Origin of the sequence: Methylobacillus draconifructus, from assembly GCF_045984355.1 — a bacterium.
Classification (GTDB): Bacteria; Pseudomonadota; Gammaproteobacteria; order Burkholderiales; family Methylophilaceae; genus Methylobacillus; species Methylobacillus flagellatus_A.
In genome coordinates this window covers 419,966-435,988 of the sequence record NZ_JBJQII010000003.1, presented here as the reverse complement: position 1 = coordinate 435,988, position 16,023 = coordinate 419,966, and the positions used below count along the sequence as shown (strand labels likewise).

Below are 16,023 nucleotides of genomic sequence, written 5' to 3'. Positions count from 1 at the left end.
GTGGTATATTACGCCATTTCTTGCCAAAGTCGTGGTGTGATGCGTCATATAATTCTTTTAGCTGCGCTGCTGTGCGCAGCCTGCAGCTCTGCACTGCCTTCCTTCAAGCCTTACAAGATGGACATCCAGCAAGGCAATGTCGTGACATCGAAGATGATGTTGCAATTGCGGCCTGGCATGACCAAGTCGCAGGTGCGCTTCATCATGGGCTCGCCATTGATCCAGGATAGCTTCCACCGCGACCGCTGGGATTATTTCTACCAGATGCGCAAGGGCGGCAAGGTCGTAGAGCAGCGCCGGGTCATCATGGAATTCGAGAACGACGCCCTGAAGCGTGTGCGCGGCGACGTCATTCCTGCCTCGCCGGAAGATACTGCGGTGACGGCGGCAACGCCTGCCGCACCTATCGTGGTAGAGCCGAAAGCGCCTGAGAAGAAAGGCATGCTCGATCGCCTGAAATTCTGGAAAAGCGACGATGAGCAGCCCAGTGGGGCCGAGTATTACGACATGAAGCCGACAACCCCGGTCGTGCAGGAAGATCCTGTTGCGCCGAGAAAGGTTGTGCCGGAGCTGGCGGCTCCCGGCGTTGCGCCTGCAGCTGCTCCAGCTACAGTCCAGCCGTCGACACCTCAGTCCGCTACCCAGCCGGCGCCAGCGAAACCTGCGGCCAAGCCCGCAGCGCAACCTGCCGCCGGTGCAGCTGCGGCAACCCAGCCAACCGTTGATGCGGATGAAGAAGAGGATGATGACGACTTGCCATCTGAGGATGAGCCCGGCTACTTCGAACGCATGCTGGAAAAGATCGGCTTCTAGGTTTGCGGGATAGCTCACTTAAGCTTGCGTGGCAGTTTAATCAATCAATGAATGTGGTTTGAAAATGCAAAAAATCGTCATTGCCGGTTGTTCCGGCCGCATGGGGCATGCCCTGCTCGAAGGAGTGTTTGAGGATGAAGGGCTGAAATTGCATGGCGCGCTCGATCGTGCGGATAGTCCGCAGATTGGACGCGATGCCGGCGAGCAGTTCGGACGCGATGCCGGCGTCAAGATCACCGCTGATATCGCCGAGGCAATCAAGGGAGCGGACGTACTGGTGGATTTCACCCGCCCGGAACCCAGCCTGGAATACCTCGAAGCCTGTCGCCAGGCAGGCGTAAAGCTGGTGATTGGCACCACTGGCTTCAGTAACGAGCAAAAGCAGCAGATCGAGAGTGCGGCGCACGACGTGGCCATTGTGTTTGCGCCGAACATGAGCGTTGGCGTGACATTGCTGATCAACCTGGTGCAGGCCGCGGCCAAGGTGCTGGACCAGGGCTACGATGTGGAAATCATCGAGGCGCATCATCGTTTCAAGGTGGATGCGCCTTCCGGCACGGCGTTGCGCCTGGGCGAAGCGGCCGCCGAGGCACTGGGCCGCAACCTGGATGAAACTGCCATCTATGGCCGCCAGGGTGTGACGGGCGAACGCGATCCGAATACCATCGGCTTTGCCACGGTGCGCGGCGGCGATGTGGTGGGAGATCATACCGTGCTGTTCGCCGGCATCGGCGAGCGTGTGGAATTGACGCACAAGGCGTCCAGCCGCGCCACTTTCGCGCTGGGGGCATTGAGGGCGGCGAAGTTTCTCGCTGACCGCAAGGCCGGGCTGTACGACATGCAGGATGTGCTTGGCCTGAAAAAATAGCGAATCGGCGGCTTGCGGTCGTGCCGAATGGCCGTAGTATGAAAATTGTTTAATGCGCGCGTTGAAGGCAATGCTGCTTTAGGCTATAATTCTGCAAAAATTAAAGCGGGATGGGCGGGAGCCCGTCCCGCTTTGCACATCCGCTTTCCGTGCTTGTCTTTGTGCGGAATATCAAATAGTTACAAGGAGTTAGAATTGCCGCAAACCCCAGCCGTACTTGTGCTCGCAGACGGGACAGTGTTCAGGGGCATTTCAATCGGTGCCTTGGGTGAGACTGTAGGGGAGGTGGTCTTCAACACCTCCATTACCGGTTATCAGGAAATTCTCACCGACCCATCCTATACCAAGCAAATCGTGACATTGACCTACCCGCATATCGGCAACGTCGGGGTCAATGTCGAAGATGTCGAGTCCGGGCATGTCTACGTAAGCGGCCTCGTCATTCGCGACCTGCCCTTGCTGAGCAGCAGCTGGCGCAGCGAGAAACCCCTGTCAGAATACCTGGCCGAAAACAACGTGGTGGCCATTGCCGATATCGACACCCGCAAGCTTACCCGCATCCTGCGTGAAAAGGGCGCGCAGGCCGGCTGTATCATCGCCGGCGAGGTGGACGAGGCGCGCGCGCTGGAGTTGGCGCGCAGCTTCCCTGGCCTGGCCGGCATGGACCTGGCCAAGGTGGTCAGCCGCAAGGACGCCGGCACATTTGATCTGGGCGAATGGAAGCTTGGGGAAGGCTATGCCGCCCAAGATCATGCCAAGTTCAACGTGGTCGCTTTCGACTACGGCGTCAAGCACAACATCCTGCGCATGTTGGTGGAGCGCGGCTGCAAGGTCACTATCCTCCCAGCCCAGGCGACTGCCGAGGAAGCGTTGGCGTTGAATCCCGACGGCATCTTCCTTTCCAACGGCCCGGGAGACCCGGAGCCTTGCGATTATGCGATCAAGGCCATCAGCACATTGGTCGATACCGGAGTGCCGGTATTCGGCATCTGCCTGGGGCACCAGTTGCTGGCCCTCGCGAGCGGCGCCAAGACCGTCAAGATGAAGTTCGGCCATCATGGCGCCAACCATCCGGTGCAGGACCTGGACGACAAGCGCGTGTTCATCACCAGCCAGAACCATGGCTTTGCGGTCGATCCCGAAAGCCTGCCAGCCAACCTCAAGTCTACCCATGTCTCCTTGTTCGATGGCAGCCTGCAAGGGATCGCCCGTACCGACAAGCCTGCGTTCAGCTTCCAGGGGCACCCCGAAGCCAGCCCGGGCCCTAACGAGATGAGCTACCTGTTTGACCGCTTCATCAACCTGATGGGACAGCAAAAGCAATAAATACCATGGCAAAACGTACCGATATCAAATCCATACTCATCATAGGCGCCGGCCCGATCGTGATCGGCCAGGCCTGTGAATTCGACTATTCCGGCGCCCAGGCCTGCAAGGCGTTGCGCGAGGAAGGCTACCGCGTCATCCTGGTCAACTCCAACCCGGCGACCATCATGACCGATCCGGACATGGCGGATGCAACCTACATCGAGCCCGTCACCTGGCAGATCGTCGAGAAGATCATTGCCATCGAGCGCCCGGATGCGCTGTTGCCTACCATGGGTGGACAGACCGCGCTGAACTGTGCATTGGACCTGGCCAAGCATGGCGTGCTGGAAAAATACAATGTCGAGCTGATCGGCGCTTCCAAGGAAGCCATCGACAAGGCCGAGGACCGCGAGAAGTTCAAGCAGGCCATGACCAAGATCGGCCTCGGCTCCGCCCGCTCCGCAGTAGCGCACAGCATGGAAGAGGCGCTGCAGGTGCAGGCCTCGATCGGTTATCCTGCCATCATCCGTCCGTCGTTCACCATGGGTGGCAGCGGCGGCGGCATTGCCTACAACCGTGAAGAGTTCATCACGATTTGCGAGCGCGGCCTCGAGGCCTCCCCGACCAGCGAGCTGCTGATCGAGGAATCCCTGCTCGGCTGGAAAGAATACGAGATGGAAGTGGTCCGTGACAGCAAGGACAACTGCATCATCATCTGCTCCATCGAGAACCTTGACCCGATGGGCGTGCATACCGGCGACTCGATCACTGTGGCGCCGGCGCAGACCCTGACCGACAAGGAATACCAGATCATGCGCAACGCCTCTCTGGCGGTATTGCGCGAGATCGGCGTGGATACCGGCGGCTCCAATGTGCAGTTCGCGATCAATCCCGACGACGGCCGTATGATCGTGATCGAGATGAACCCGCGCGTGTCGCGCTCATCCGCCTTGGCCTCCAAGGCCACTGGTTTCCCGATTGCCAAGGTGGCAGCCAAGCTTGCGGTTGGTTTTACGCTAGACGAGCTGCGCAACGAGATTACGGGTGGCGCGACACCGGCTTCCTTCGAGCCTTCCATCGATTACGTCGTCACCAAGATCCCGCGTTTCGCGTTCGAGAAATTTCCGCAGGCCGATTCCCGTCTGACGACTCAAATGAAGTCGGTGGGCGAAGTGATGGCCATTGGCCGTACTTTCCAGGAATCATTCCAGAAGGCCTTGCGCGGCCTTGAAGTGGGCGTGGATGGCCTGGACGAAAAGACTGCCGACCTGGACGAAATCCAGAAGGAGCTTGGTGAGCCCGGCCCTGAGCGTATCTGGTATGTGGGCGATGCGTTCCGCGCCGGCCTGACGGTGGACCAGGTATTCGACCTTTCCAAGATCGACCGCTGGTTCCTGGTGCAGATCGAGGACATCATCAAGCGCGAGCAGGCGCTCAAGGGCCGTCACCTCGCCGACCTGGACCGCGACGCGCTGTTCCAGCTCAAGCGCCGCGGTTTCTCCGACAAGCGCCTCGCCAGGCTGCTGGGCACAGACCAGCATGCCGTGCGCGCCTATCGCCAGGCGTTGAACGTGCGTCCGGTCTACAAGCGCGTGGATACCTGCGCCGCAGAATTCTCGACAGACACCGCCTATATGTACTCCACCTATGAGGAAGAGTGCGAGGCGCAGCCGACCAGCAAGAAGAAGATCATGGTGCTGGGTGGCGGACCAAATCGTATCGGCCAGGGCATCGAGTTCGACTATTGCTGCGTGCATGCCGCCTTCGCGATGCGCGAGGATGGCTATGAGACCATCATGGTCAATTGCAACCCGGAAACCGTTTCCACCGATTACGACACTTCCGACCGCCTCTATTTCGAGCCATTGACGCTGGAAGACGTGCTGGAAATCGTGGCGCTGGAAAAGCCGGAGGGCGTGATCGTGCAGTATGGCGGACAGACTCCGCTCAAACTCGCGCGCGACCTCGAAAAGGCCGGCGTGCCCATCATCGGCACCAGCCCGGACGCGATCGACCGTGCGGAAGACCGCGAGCGCTTCCAGCAGATGCTGCAGGAACTCGACCTGAAGCAGCCGCCCAACCGCACGGCGCGTACGCCTGAAGAGGCGATCCGCCTGGCGCAGGAAATCGGCTATCCATTAGTAGTGCGTCCTTCCTACGTACTGGGCGGCCGCGCGATGGAAATCGTGCACGAGCAGGCACAGCTGGAGCGCTACATGCGTGAGGCCGTCAAGGTTTCCAACGAGTCCCCGGTATTGCTCGACCGCTTCCTCAACGATGCGCTCGAAGTGGATGTGGATGCGCTTTCCGACGGCGAAGACGTCATCATCGGCGGCATCATGGAGCACGTCGAGCAGGCCGGCGTTCACTCAGGCGACTCCGCATGCTCGCTGCCGCCATACAGCTTATCGGCTGCGATGCAGGACGAGCTGCGCGAGCAGACCGTCAAGATGGCCAAGGCGCTGGGCGTGGTCGGGCTCATGAACGTGCAGTTCGCTATTCAGGGCAATACCGTTTACGTGCTGGAAGTCAATCCGCGCGCGTCCCGCACCGTGCCCTTCGTGTCCAAGGCCTGCGGCCTGCAGCTGGCCAAGATCGCGGCGCGCTGCATGACCGGGCGCAAGCTCAAGGACCAGGGCGTGACCCGCGAGGTCGTGCCGCCTTACTATTCCGTGAAGGAAGCGGTATTCCCGTTCATCAAGTTCCCGGGCGTGGATACCATTCTTGGGCCGGAAATGAAGTCTACCGGTGAAGTGATGGGGGTAGGCAAGACCTTTGCCGAAGCCTTCGTCAAGTCGCAGCTCGGTTCCGGCACCAAGCTGCCCAAGGGCGGCAAGGCGTTCATCAGCGTACGGCGCGAGGACCGCGAGCGCGTGGTCGAAATCGCACAGGCCCTGGCCGGACTCGGGTTCCAGCTGGTGGCTACGCGCGGCACCGCTGGCGCGCTGACCGAGGCCGGATTGAGCGTGACGCCGGTGAACAAGGTGGCGGAAGGGCGCCCGCACATCGTGGACATGATCAAGAACGGCGAGATCAGCTTCATTGTCAACGTGACCGAAGACAAGCGTGCCGTGGCGGACTCCTATGAAATCCGCCGCAGCGCCCTGCAGCAGAAGGTGACGTATTACACTACGCTGGCTGGCGCCAAGGCCGCCTGCATCGGCATGGCGCATATGCAGGAACTGGAAGTGCAGTCCTTGCAAAGCTTGCATAAACAGCTTTCTAAGTAATAACATAGTTACTGACCAGACCACGCCTGTACAAGCAGGTGTGGTTTTATTTTTATCCGGCATGCCTGTTGCGGTTCGTTTCGGCAGGCAATGCATTGTTTTCAAGCAAGTTGTGGATGCCAAGGAATAACAAATGAATCAAATCCCAATTACCGTCAAAGGCGCTGAACTCCTTAAGGCCGAATTGCAGCGCCTGCGCAGCGTGGACCGGCCTGACGTGATTCAGGCCATTGCGGAAGCGCGCGCCCAAGGCGATCTTTCCGAAAATGCGGAATATGATGCGGCCAAGGAGCGCCAGAGCTTCATTGAAGGCCGGATTGCCGAAATCGAGGCCAAGCTTTCCAATGCGATGGTCATTGATCCCGCAACCCTGAATGCCGAGGGCCGCTGCGTATTTGGCGCCACGGTTGAGGTTGAAGACCTGGATAGCGGGGACGTGGCGACCTATCAGATCGTAGGCGACGACGAGGCGGACATCAAAAGCGGCAAGATTTCGATTGGTTCGCCGATTGCCCGTGCATTGATCGGCAAGGTCGAGGGGGATGTTGCTGAAGTGGCGGCTCCTGGCGGCCTGCGTTCCTACGAAGTGCTCAACGTGCAGTATATCTAGAGAGGCTAGGCGAATGAATGCATGGTCTGACAGGTTGGCATTAATCGTCATTACCCTTTGGGTAGGAGCCTTGTGGATAGTCGGCTATGTCGTGGCGCCCAGCCTGTTCAGCCAACTTGCTGCAGACAAGCCATTGGCGGGAAATCTTGCGGGACGTTTATTCGAACTGGTGGCCTATATCGGCTTTGCAAGCGCGGTCTACTTGCTGCTGCACCGCCTGCTGCGTTCAGGGGTTTTTGCATTCAAGCAAGGCTTTTTCTGGGCTGTGGTCATCATGCTCCTGATCGCGATCGGCGGACAGTTCGTCATACAGCCCATGATGGCGGATCTGAAGGCGCAGGCATTGCCTGCCGATGTAATGCATAGCGACTTCGCGGACCAGTTCAGCCTGGTACACGGCATCGCCAGCGTGGGCTACTTGGTTCAGAGCCTGCTTGGCCTGGTGCTGATATTCAAGGCAAGGCCGTAACGGAGAAAAGCCGCAATTCACAATGATGATGAGTTGCGGCTTTTGTCTTAGGTAAGGGCTCGTTCTATTTCGGAATGGCGATCTTGGGCTGCTCGGCCTGGCGGTAGATGATCAATTGCTTGCCGATATGGTGCACGGGAATGGCGCCGGTCTTCTCGCAGATTTCCTGCAGCATGGCGACGCGGGCCGCCCGGTCGTCGCCGAATACCTTGATCTTGATCAGCTCGTGCGACTTCAGGCTGACCTCAATCTCTTTCAAGACCTGTTCCGACAGGCCGTTATTACCTATCATCACTACAGGATGCAGGTCGTGGCCCAGGCCACGCAAAAAGCTGATTTGTTTGGAATTCAATTGATTTATCTTGTTGATTCGAAAAGGCTCGCAGTTTAGCAGATGAAACGCCGACCTACCAGTAAAGCTTGGTTGCAGGAACATGTGAATGACGAGTTCGTCAAACGTGCCCAGCGTGACGGCTACCGTGCCCGTGCCGCCTACAAATTGCTCGAAATTGATGAAAAAGACCAATTGATCAAGCCGGGCATGACCATCGTCGATCTGGGCTCTGCGCCTGGCAGCTGGTCGCAAGTGGCAGTCCAGCGCCTTGCCGGCCAAGGGCGCGTGATTGCGCTGGACATTCTGGAAATGCCGCCGGTGCCTGGCGTCGAGTTCATCCAGGGGGATTTTCGCGAGGAGGAAATCCTGCGGGCCCTTGAAAAAACCCTGAACGGAAAGCCGGTAGACCTTGTAATTGCCGATATGGCCCCCAATATCAGTGGCATCAGCGACGTGGACCAGGCAAGGGCGGCCTACCTCACCGAGCTTGCACTGGAGTTTAGCCGGGAATGGTTGAAACCGGGGGGCAATTTCCTGGTCAAAGTGTTCATCGGCTCCGGCTTCGACGAGATTGTGCTGGCAATGCGAGAAAGTTTCGAGAAAGTGGTGACGCGCAAACCTAAGGCGTCGCGGGACCGCAGCAGTGAAGTTTATCTTCTGGGCCTGAAGCGCAAGAATGCCTGAATTGTAGGGCATGACGGTGCAAATAGGTTTAGAATAAAGCAGTAAACGTCCATATGAATAAGGATCAGGACTTTGAATAACATCGTAAAGAACGTTGCCATCTGGCTGATTGTGGCCCTGGTGCTCATGACGGTTTTCAACCAGTTCGGCCCCAAGGGTTCTTCCGAGAGCCAGGTGGTGTATTCGCAGTTCATCAATGAGGTGAAAGAGGGCAGGATCGCCAAAGTCACCATCGACGGACGCGTGCTGCGCGGCGTGACCAACGAAGGCCGCAAGTTCAATACCTATGCGCCTTCCGACCCATGGCTGGTGTCCGATCTACTCAAGAACAACGTGACGGTGGAAGCCAAGCCCGACGAAGAGCCTTCCATTCTCATGAGCATTTTCGTGTCATGGTTCCCCATGCTGCTCCTGATCGGCGTCTGGATTTTCTTCATGCGCCAGATGCAGGGCGGCGGCAAGGGCGGTGCGTTCTCGTTCGGCAAGAGCAAGGCGCGCCAGCTCGATGAAAACTCCAACCACACCACTTTCGCGGATGTGGCCGGTTGCGACGAAGCCAAGGAAGAAGTTTCCGAACTGGTGGAATTCCTGCGCGACCCGACCAAGTTCCAGAAGCTGGGCGGACGCATCCCTCGCGGCGTGCTGATGGTGGGCCCTCCTGGGACCGGTAAGACCCTGCTTGCCAAGGCCATCGCCGGCGAGGCCAAGGTGCCTTTCTTCACGATTTCCGGTTCCGACTTCGTTGAAATGTTCGTCGGCGTGGGCGCGGCGCGCGTGCGCGACATGTTCGAGCAGGCCAAGAAGAATTCGCCTTGCATCATCTTTATCGATGAAATCGATGCCGTGGGCCGTCACCGTGGCGCAGGCACCGGCGGCGGCAATGACGAGCGCGAACAGACCCTTAACCAGATGTTGGTTGAGATGGACGGTTTCGAGGCCAATTCCGGCGTGATCGTGATCGCTGCGACCAACCGTGCCGATGTGTTGGATAAAGCCCTGCTGCGTCCCGGCCGTTTCGACCGCCAAGTGATGGTGGGCCTGCCCGACATCCGCGGCCGTGAGCAAATCCTCAAGGTGCACATGCGCAAGGTACCTATCGATGCCGACGTCAAGGCAGATATCCTCGCGCGCGGCACGCCCGGCTTCTCGGGCGCCGACCTGGCCAACCTGGTGAATGAGGCAGCGTTGTTCGCTGCGCGCCGTAACAAGCGCACCGTGGATATGCAGGACTTCGAGGATGCCAAGGACAAGATATTCATGGGCCCAGAACGCAAGTCCATGATCATGCGCGAGGAAGAGCGCCGCAATACGGCTTACCACGAATCCGGCCATGCCGTGGTTGCAGCCCTGCTGCCGCACGCCGACCCTGTGCACAAGGTGACCATCATGCCGCGTGGCTGGGCGCTGGGCCTGACCTGGCAGTTGCCGGAGCATGACCGCATCAGCAACTACAAGGACAAGATGCTGGAGGAAATCTCCATTCTGTTCGGCGGCCGCATTGCGGAAGAAATCTTCATGAACCAGATGTCGACCGGCGCTTCCAACGACTTCGAGCGCGCCACCAAGATCGCACGCGACATGGTGACCAAATACGGCATGTCCGATGTATTGGGTACCATGGTGTATGCAGGTAGCGAGCAAGATTCGTTCTTCGGCAGCATGTCTTCCAAGACCGTGTCCGAGGCGACCCAGCAAAAGGTGGATGCGGAAATCCGCCGTATCCTGGATGAGCAATATGCCGTGGCGCGCAAGCTGCTGGAAGAAAACCGCGACAAGGTGGAAGTCATGACGGCCGCTTTGCTGGAGTGGGAAACCATCGATGCCGAGCAAATCCAGGACATCATGGAAGGCAAGCCGCCACGTCCGCCCAAGCCAGCGCCATCCAGCAGCAAGCCTGCCGCCGATAGCGACAATGGCGGCGGCACGACCACAGAGCCAGCGCCGCAGCCTGCTGCAAAAGCCTGATTCAGTTCCCGCTTCTAGGCCACATTGACTCGAAAGCAAATACTTCGGGACTTGTGGCCTTTATTGTTTCTGTCTGTTGATGAACTATGCCAATCTCTAACCAATTCATTTGCGGCAAGTACCAGCTTGACCTCACCCGGCCCCATGTCATGGGCATCGTCAATGTCACTCCGGATTCCTTTTCAGACGGCGGGCGCTATGCCTCGACCGAGCTGGCCGTCTCGCATGCCTTACAACTGGTAGCCGAGGGAGCCGATATTCTCGACATCGGCGGCGAGTCGACCCGGCCCAATGCGACGCCAGTCGGGCTGGAGGAGGAGCTGGAGCGGGTGATTCCCGTAATAGAGAGCCTGGCAAGGGAAGTCGATGTACCGCTTTCCATTGACACCTACAAGCCGCAAGTGATGCGCGAAGCGGTGAAAGCCGGTGCCGCCATCATCAACGACATTCGCGGCTTGCAGGAGCCTGGCGCATTGCAGGCGGCTGCGGAAGGCAATGCCGGGGTTTGCGTCATGCATATGCAGGGGACCCCGCAGACCATGCAGCAGGATCCGGTTTATCAGGACGTGGTGCAGGAGGTAAAGGCATTCCTGCTGCAGAGGTTGCAGGCATGCGAAGCGGCGGGCATCCCTGCCGAACGCATCGTGCTCGACCCGGGCTTCGGTTTCGGCAAGCGCACGGCGCATAATATTGCCCTACTCAACGGCCTGCAGGATATCCTGGCGCTGGGCCGCCCCTTGCTGGTCGGCTTGTCGCGCAAGTCCGTGCTTGGGCAGATCGTCGGTAGCGATGTCGATCGAAGGCTGCATGCCAGCCTGGCGGCGTCGGTGATTTCGGCAATGAAGGGCGGCCGTATCGTGCGGGTGCACGATGTGAAGGCCACGGTGGATGCGCTAAAGGTAGTCGATGCAGTCATCAATGCATGAGCGGCGCTGGTAAAAAAACTAACGAGTCATAAAAAATGAGCAGAAAATATTTCGGTACTGATGGTGTGCGCGGCAAGGTGGGGACGTTTCCCATCACCCCTGATTTCGTCATGCGCCTTGGCTATGCGGCCGGTCGTGTGTTGACGCGTATGGACCACCACCTGGCGCCCGGCACCAAGCCGCTGGTGATCATCGGCAAGGATACCCGCATCTCGGGATATATGTTCGAGACGGCACTGGTCTCCGGCCTGTGCGCAGGTGGCGTCAACGTCCGTATTACTGGGCCTTTGCCGACGCCCGCCATCGCGCATGTGACGCGCGCGCAGCGTGCGCAGGCCGGCATTGTGATCTCGGCATCGCATAACCCGTTCGATGATAACGGCATCAAGTTTTTCTCGGCGCAAGGCACCAAGTTGCCGGACGAGGTAGAGCTGGCTATCGAGGCCGAATTGGACCAGCCCATGGAGCTGGTCCCGACGGAACAGATCGGCCGGGTGAAGCGGATTGACGACGCCGCAGGCCGCTATATCGAATTCTGCAAGAGCACCTTCCCGAATGCACTGGATTTGCGCGGGCTGAAGATCGTGCTCGATTGCGCCAACGGCGCGACCTACCATGTGGCGCCGCCTGTGTTCCACGAGTTGGGCGCCGAAGTCATCAGCATCGGTACCCAGCCGAACGGCCTGAACATCAACCTGGACGTCGGCTCCACCCATCCGGAGTCCTTGCAGCAGGCCGTGGTAGAGCACCAGGCCGATCTGGGCATTGCGTTCGACGGCGATGGCGACCGCGTGGTCATGGTCGATAGCCAAGGCCAACTGCTGGATGGCGACCAGCTGCTCTATATCATCGCCCACCATCGCCATCAACGTGGCCGGTTGGGTGGCGGAGTGGTTGGCACCCTCATGACCAACCTGGCACTCGAACATGCGCTGAGCAAGGAAGGCATCCCATTCCAGCGCGCCAAGGTCGGGGATCGCTACGTGCTGGAACTGCTCAATGCCAATGAATGGCAACTGGGCGGGGAAAACTCCGGGCACATTCTCTGCCTGGACAAGCACAGCAGTGGTGATGGCATCATCGCCGCATTGCAGGTGCTGCATGCCTTGCGCGCCTCCGGCCTGAGCCTGGCCGATTGGGGCAGGCGCTTGCCGCTCTATCCGCAGGTGCTCATCAACGTCAAGGTCGCGCAACGCATTGACCTGGATGGCAATAATGTATTGCAGGCAGCCGTGAAAGCTGCCGAGGAGACATTGAACGGTAGCGGTCGCGTCTTGCTGCGCGCTTCTGGTACGGAGCCCAAGATTCGCGTCATGGTCGAAGGGCAGGACCGCTCCCTGGTGCAGAGCTTGGCCGAGAATATTGCCGCTGTGGTGCGGCAAGCGGCAGGAAACTAAGAGCCGCGAACAAAACTCTCCTGGCATCGTTGCTCTGCCTTGCCGTACACCTTGTACTGTCTGCGGCAGAGCGCCTAGCCAGGACCAACGTTGCTGGGTTTTATTAGCCTCTCTCAAAGCGGCTGTCATCATAAATTCAGCGTAGTGACACGGTTTTGTCATGAGGGAGTGCCAATCTGCGCCCATGCATAACCGACCGCTGACAAATTATCTTGAACGTATCTGTGCGCTGGATAGTGCCTTGTGCATCAAGGCCAATCGCAGCAGCCATTACCGTTTGGTACGCTGGAGTTTCCGTTTGGTGAGCCGCCTGGGCGATGGCGTGTTCTGGTATGCCATCATGCTGGGCCTGATCCTCACACAAGGAGAGGCTGGCATTGCGGCCAGCCTGCATATGATGATCGTAGGCCTGAGCGGAACGTTGATCTACAAATGGCTCAAGGGCAAAACTCTGCGTCCGAGGCCTTATGCAGTGCACCAGGACGTGTGGCTGGCGGGAAAACCGCTCGACAAGTTCAGCTTCCCCTCGGGCCATACCCTGCACGCAGTCGCATTCAGCATGGTCGCCTTGGCCTATTATCCGGAACTCAGCATGCTGGTCCTGCCGTTTGCCGTATTGGTGGCGATGTCGCGCGTGGTGCTGGGGTTGCATTATCCGAGCGATGTGCTGGCAGGAGCTGCAATTGGCGCCTTGATCGCCTCGGTATCTTTCTTATTCGTCTAGCTGTTTCTATTTTCCTCACATCATCGCAATGGCGAGCGTAGCGATGCCAAATTGCTGTTGCTTTTGACGTTGGGTTTGGTTTCCCCGTCTGGCTGCGCCGAGTAGCGCAGATCTGTCTGGAAAAAGAGCTTGCGTCTGTCTGAGCGAAGCGAGTTCAGCAAGCTCCCAGACAGATTGAGCAACGCAGGGGACCGGGAGCTTGCTCCCGGCGTAGACTCCGGGGTCGCCTTTTGTTTGGTTCCTTTATTTTGGCGAAGCAAAATAAAGGGACTCGCTGGCAAGCGAAAGGCAACAGCTCAATGGATTGCGATGGGGGCAAGACCATGTTTGCTTAACTCATTATTCAAACCCCAGACCCACCGATCTCCACGGTTTTTAGTCTTCATCCATATTGTGATTGGCGAGAGGACGGGTTTCGCCTCGCCGGGCGAGTATCTTTCTTTTGCTTCGCCAAAAGTAAAGATACGAAAGAAAACGCAGTTTCGGCTTTAATGGGGACTGGCTGAACTCGCTAACGCTTAGACAGACGCCAGTCCTGTTTCCATTAAAAGCTGCGCTACTCGGCGCAGCCAGACGGGAGGAGAACCAAAGCTACTTGGCATCGCTATGCTCGCCCTTGCAGAATAGGTCAGTAAAAGTATTCGATCGGGCTATTGAGCCTGCGCTTGAGGTCAGCCAGGCAACGCTTGCGCCAACGTTGCATCTGTTCGCTGGAAACGTGGTTGAGTTCCGGCTCCCAGTGCGGCCTGCCGCCTTGCAATAGGGTGCCGATATGGCTGAGGGCGCTCTGGGTTCTGGCTATATAGAAGGCGAAATTCCGGAACAGGCGCTTATCCATTAAACGCATGCCATGGTAGATCATGCCTGGCAGGCGGGATACGCGCAGCAGACGGTCGGCTTTTCCCAGCCTGGATATGGTGCGGGTGGCTTCAGCCGGACTGCAGTTGAAGTAGGGGGCGATAAAATGTCCCAAGGTATGCCGATGGTTGAGCAGCAGTTGTGCAGGAGTATGCTCCAGCAAAGGGGCCAGGTAGGCATCCATGGCCCATTCCGCGCCGATGTGCGTGATCATGCTGCCTTCCATCCACATGGCTTCATGGGCGGGAACGAAGTGGTTGTGCGCGATGACGTCTATGTAGAGGTGGCTGGCGTAGCCGATGGCAATCGCGGTTTCCTCATCGTCGCTGGCATTGGCCAGCATTTGGTGGGCGTTTTCCCAGTAATGGCTGTGGCTGAAGCGCGGCGATACGATGGCGAGGTCCGGCAGGCACGCTCCCGCCATCACCAGTTGCGGGAAGCGGCTGATGGCGCGTTGCAGGCGCGGGTCGAGCAAGGGCATGGCCCAGAGCAGCGAGTGGGCGAAGTAGACATGGGTGACCAGGCCCCAGGCCTGGGCGTCCGCACTGTAGCCCACGATCGGTGTGAACCACAGCAATGAAGTCAATATCTTGCCGGTATTCATGCCGCTAATGTGCTGGCCGGCGATGAATGGATTGTGGCAAATCCGTGATGTTATCGTGACAATGGCAGGGGCTGCCGGCAATTTGCTATACTGCCGCGCTTAATCTCCCACATACCGTTCCGAGGAACTCATGGAAAGTCCGTATAAGGGCAAGACCGGTTTGCGCCGCCTGATCAATGCGTTTGGCTACTCTGTCGACGGGCTAGCGGCTGCTTACCGCAATGAGGACGCGTTCCGTCAGGAAGTGCTCATGGCGGTGATTATGATTCCCTTGGCCATTTACCTTGGCAGCGATGCGATTGCCAAGGCCTTGATGATAGGCAGTGTGCTGCTCGTGATTATCGTCGAATTGCTCAACTCGGCGGTTGAGGCGACGGTAGACCGGATTTCGCTGGAAAATCACCAGCTTGCCAAACGCGCCAAGGATATCGGCAGTGCCGCCGTATTGATTTCCCTGATCAACCTGGTGGTGGTCTGGGGCCTGTTGATCTTCGGCTAGCGTATTTTCTGGCCGCGCCTCACCAAAGCGGGGCGGAGAGCAGGCGCAAGCCGATGCTGAGCCAGCGCTCGTCGGTATTGCTGTGCATGCGGTTGCCGTAGGTGGTGTCGATCTGCACCCGGTCCTGCGCCAGCCAATAGCGCAGGCCTGCCTGGTAATAGGGACGCGAGCGATGGTCGCCATAGGTTTCCGCAATCAGGTCCAGTTTGCCTGCCAGCGGGATTTCCGAACCGAATCCCCAGGTCATGTCGGTCCGGCTTTTTTCCTTGTCGTGCAATGCGCCCAGGTTGGCGTGCAGGATCAATTTGTCGCTGAAGAATGAGGCGCTGACCGGGATATAGGCATAGGTATTGCCCACCATGCTGGAATTGTTGTTCAGCCTGGGGTGCCGGGCATAACCTATGACCAGCCCGTAGCCGTAGCTGTTGGTTTCCAGCGGCTTGAACAATGCTTTCGCCTGCATCATCAGGTCGGTATTCTGCGAGGCGCTGTCTTCACGCGTCATGGCCCCCCCGAGCGTCAGTTCCAGGTTCTCCGCCGGGCTGCATCCGGGCAACGCCCAATATTCCGTACTGTCACGGTTGCGCTTTGCCCATGATTCGAGCTGGCAGCTTTGCGGATCGACAACACGCGCATCGTCCGTGACCATGGGGCGTGCAGCCATGGCGGGCGGGGCCGCTAATATGGCAAGCGATACGAATACGCAGAAAAGATGCTTCATGGCGCAAGTCTAG

At 58.5% G+C, this 16,023-nt stretch carries 15 protein-coding genes; 12 read left to right on the top strand and 3 right to left on the bottom strand.

Annotation, left to right across the window (positions count from 1 at the left end; genetic code table 11):
- Positions 1–39 precede the first annotated feature (39 nt).
- From ACJSDX_RS08535 to ACJSDX_RS08510, 6 genes are all read left to right on the top strand, one after another.
- Positions 40–813, top strand: coding sequence for an outer membrane protein assembly factor BamE (locus ACJSDX_RS08535; protein ID WP_407994334.1), 774 nt, complete (start codon positions 40–42; stop codon positions 811–813).
- Between the two features lie 64 nt (positions 814–877).
- Positions 878–1,681 carry a 4-hydroxy-tetrahydrodipicolinate reductase gene (gene dapB, locus ACJSDX_RS08530; protein ID WP_407994388.1) on the top strand — a complete coding sequence of 268 codons (804 nt, stop codon included), beginning with the start codon at positions 878–880 and terminating at the stop codon, positions 1,679–1,681.
- Positions 1,682–1,876: 195 nt separating this feature from the next.
- On the top strand, positions 1,877–3,007 hold the full coding sequence (gene carA / locus ACJSDX_RS08525; protein WP_407994333.1) for a glutamine-hydrolyzing carbamoyl-phosphate synthase small subunit: 1,131 nt from the start codon (positions 1,877–1,879) through the stop codon (positions 3,005–3,007).
- Between the two features lie 5 nt (positions 3,008–3,012).
- Entirely contained in the window at positions 3,013–6,219 is a 3,207-nt protein-coding gene (gene carB, locus ACJSDX_RS08520) for a carbamoyl-phosphate synthase large subunit (protein ID WP_407994332.1), read from the top strand.
- Positions 6,220–6,352: 133 nt separating this feature from the next.
- Entirely contained in the window at positions 6,353–6,829 is a 477-nt protein-coding gene (gene greA, locus ACJSDX_RS08515) for a transcription elongation factor GreA (protein ID WP_309564725.1), read from the top strand.
- 13 nt (positions 6,830–6,842) lie between these two features.
- Positions 6,843–7,298 carry a DUF4149 domain-containing protein gene (locus ACJSDX_RS08510; protein WP_407994331.1) on the top strand — a complete coding sequence of 152 codons (456 nt, stop codon included), beginning with the start codon at positions 6,843–6,845 and terminating at the stop codon, positions 7,296–7,298.
- A gap of 64 nt (positions 7,299–7,362) precedes the next feature.
- Here the strand turns inward: ACJSDX_RS08510 and ACJSDX_RS08505 are convergent, their stop codons facing one another.
- Complete coding sequence (locus tag ACJSDX_RS08505; protein WP_407994387.1) at positions 7,363–7,659, bottom strand: YhbY family RNA-binding protein; 297 nt, start codon at positions 7,657–7,659, stop codon at positions 7,363–7,365.
- A gap of 33 nt (positions 7,660–7,692) precedes the next feature.
- Here ACJSDX_RS08505 and rlmE point away from each other — a divergent pair, with 33 nt between their 5' ends.
- The 5 genes from rlmE (at position 7,693) to ACJSDX_RS08480 (ending at position 13,328) form a co-directional block, all read left to right on the top strand.
- On the top strand, positions 7,693–8,316 hold the full coding sequence (gene rlmE / locus ACJSDX_RS08500; RefSeq protein WP_407994330.1) for a 23S rRNA (uridine(2552)-2'-O)-methyltransferase RlmE: 624 nt from the start codon (positions 7,693–7,695) through the stop codon (positions 8,314–8,316).
- 72 nt (positions 8,317–8,388) lie between these two features.
- Positions 8,389–10,281: an ATP-dependent zinc metalloprotease FtsH gene (gene ftsH / locus ACJSDX_RS08495; protein ID WP_309564728.1), complete on the top strand. Its 1,893-nt coding sequence runs from the start codon at positions 8,389–8,391 to the stop codon at positions 10,279–10,281.
- Between the two features lie 86 nt (positions 10,282–10,367).
- Complete coding sequence (gene folP, locus ACJSDX_RS08490; protein WP_407994329.1) at positions 10,368–11,207, top strand: dihydropteroate synthase; 840 nt, start codon at positions 10,368–10,370, stop codon at positions 11,205–11,207.
- A gap of 35 nt (positions 11,208–11,242) precedes the next feature.
- Complete coding sequence (gene glmM / locus ACJSDX_RS08485; protein ID WP_407994328.1) at positions 11,243–12,604, top strand: phosphoglucosamine mutase; 1,362 nt, start codon at positions 11,243–11,245, stop codon at positions 12,602–12,604.
- 184 nt (positions 12,605–12,788) lie between these two features.
- The gene (locus tag ACJSDX_RS08480; RefSeq protein WP_407994327.1) at positions 12,789–13,328 is read left to right on the top strand and encodes a phosphatase PAP2 family protein; all 540 of its coding nucleotides are present in this window, start codon (positions 12,789–12,791) and stop codon (positions 13,326–13,328) included.
- Between the two features lie 628 nt (positions 13,329–13,956).
- Here the strand turns inward: ACJSDX_RS08480 and ACJSDX_RS08475 are convergent.
- Entirely contained in the window at positions 13,957–14,790 is an 834-nt protein-coding gene (locus ACJSDX_RS08475; protein ID WP_407994326.1) for a zinc dependent phospholipase C family protein, read from the bottom strand.
- Positions 14,791–14,920: 130 nt separating this feature from the next.
- Between ACJSDX_RS08475 and ACJSDX_RS08470 the strand changes: the two genes are divergently transcribed.
- Positions 14,921–15,289 (top strand): diacylglycerol kinase, encoded by a 369-nt coding sequence (locus tag ACJSDX_RS08470; RefSeq protein ID WP_407994325.1) that lies wholly within the window; start codon positions 14,921–14,923, stop codon positions 15,287–15,289.
- Positions 15,290–15,308: 19 nt separating this feature from the next.
- On the opposite strand, the gene ACJSDX_RS08465 is transcribed toward ACJSDX_RS08470, so the two are convergent.
- A complete protein-coding gene (locus tag ACJSDX_RS08465; protein ID WP_407994324.1) occupies positions 15,309–16,010 on the bottom strand; it encodes a PA4824 family protein in 702 nt (233 codons plus the stop codon).
- Positions 16,011–16,023 lie beyond the last annotated feature (13 nt).

What these genes read in the sequence shown, in the direction of transcription:
- ACJSDX_RS08535 (WP_407994334.1), top strand. Translation starts at nt 40, where the DNA reads ATGCGTCATATAATTCTTTTAGCTGCGCTGCTGTGCGCAGCCTGCAGC.
- dapB (WP_407994388.1), top strand. Translation starts at nt 878, where the DNA reads ATGCAAAAAATCGTCATTGCCGGTTGTTCCGGCCGCATGGGGCATGCC.
- carB (WP_407994332.1), top strand. Translation starts at nt 3,013, where the DNA reads ATGGCAAAACGTACCGATATCAAATCCATACTCATCATAGGCGCCGGC.
- greA (WP_309564725.1), top strand. Translation starts at nt 6,353, where the DNA reads ATGAATCAAATCCCAATTACCGTCAAAGGCGCTGAACTCCTTAAGGCC.
- ACJSDX_RS08510 (WP_407994331.1), top strand. Translation starts at nt 6,843, where the DNA reads ATGAATGCATGGTCTGACAGGTTGGCATTAATCGTCATTACCCTTTGG.
- rlmE (WP_407994330.1), top strand. Translation starts at nt 7,693, where the DNA reads ATGAAACGCCGACCTACCAGTAAAGCTTGGTTGCAGGAACATGTGAAT.
- folP (WP_407994329.1), top strand. Translation starts at nt 10,368, where the DNA reads ATGCCAATCTCTAACCAATTCATTTGCGGCAAGTACCAGCTTGACCTC.
- glmM (WP_407994328.1), top strand. Translation starts at nt 11,243, where the DNA reads ATGAGCAGAAAATATTTCGGTACTGATGGTGTGCGCGGCAAGGTGGGG.
- ACJSDX_RS08480 (WP_407994327.1), top strand. Translation starts at nt 12,789, where the DNA reads ATGCATAACCGACCGCTGACAAATTATCTTGAACGTATCTGTGCGCTG.
- ACJSDX_RS08475 (WP_407994326.1), bottom strand. Translation starts at nt 14,790, where the DNA reads ATGAATACCGGCAAGATATTGACTTCATTGCTGTGGTTCACACCGATC.
- ACJSDX_RS08470 (WP_407994325.1), top strand. Translation starts at nt 14,921, where the DNA reads ATGGAAAGTCCGTATAAGGGCAAGACCGGTTTGCGCCGCCTGATCAAT.
- ACJSDX_RS08465 (WP_407994324.1), bottom strand. Translation starts at nt 16,010, where the DNA reads ATGAAGCATCTTTTCTGCGTATTCGTATCGCTTGCCATATTAGCGGCC.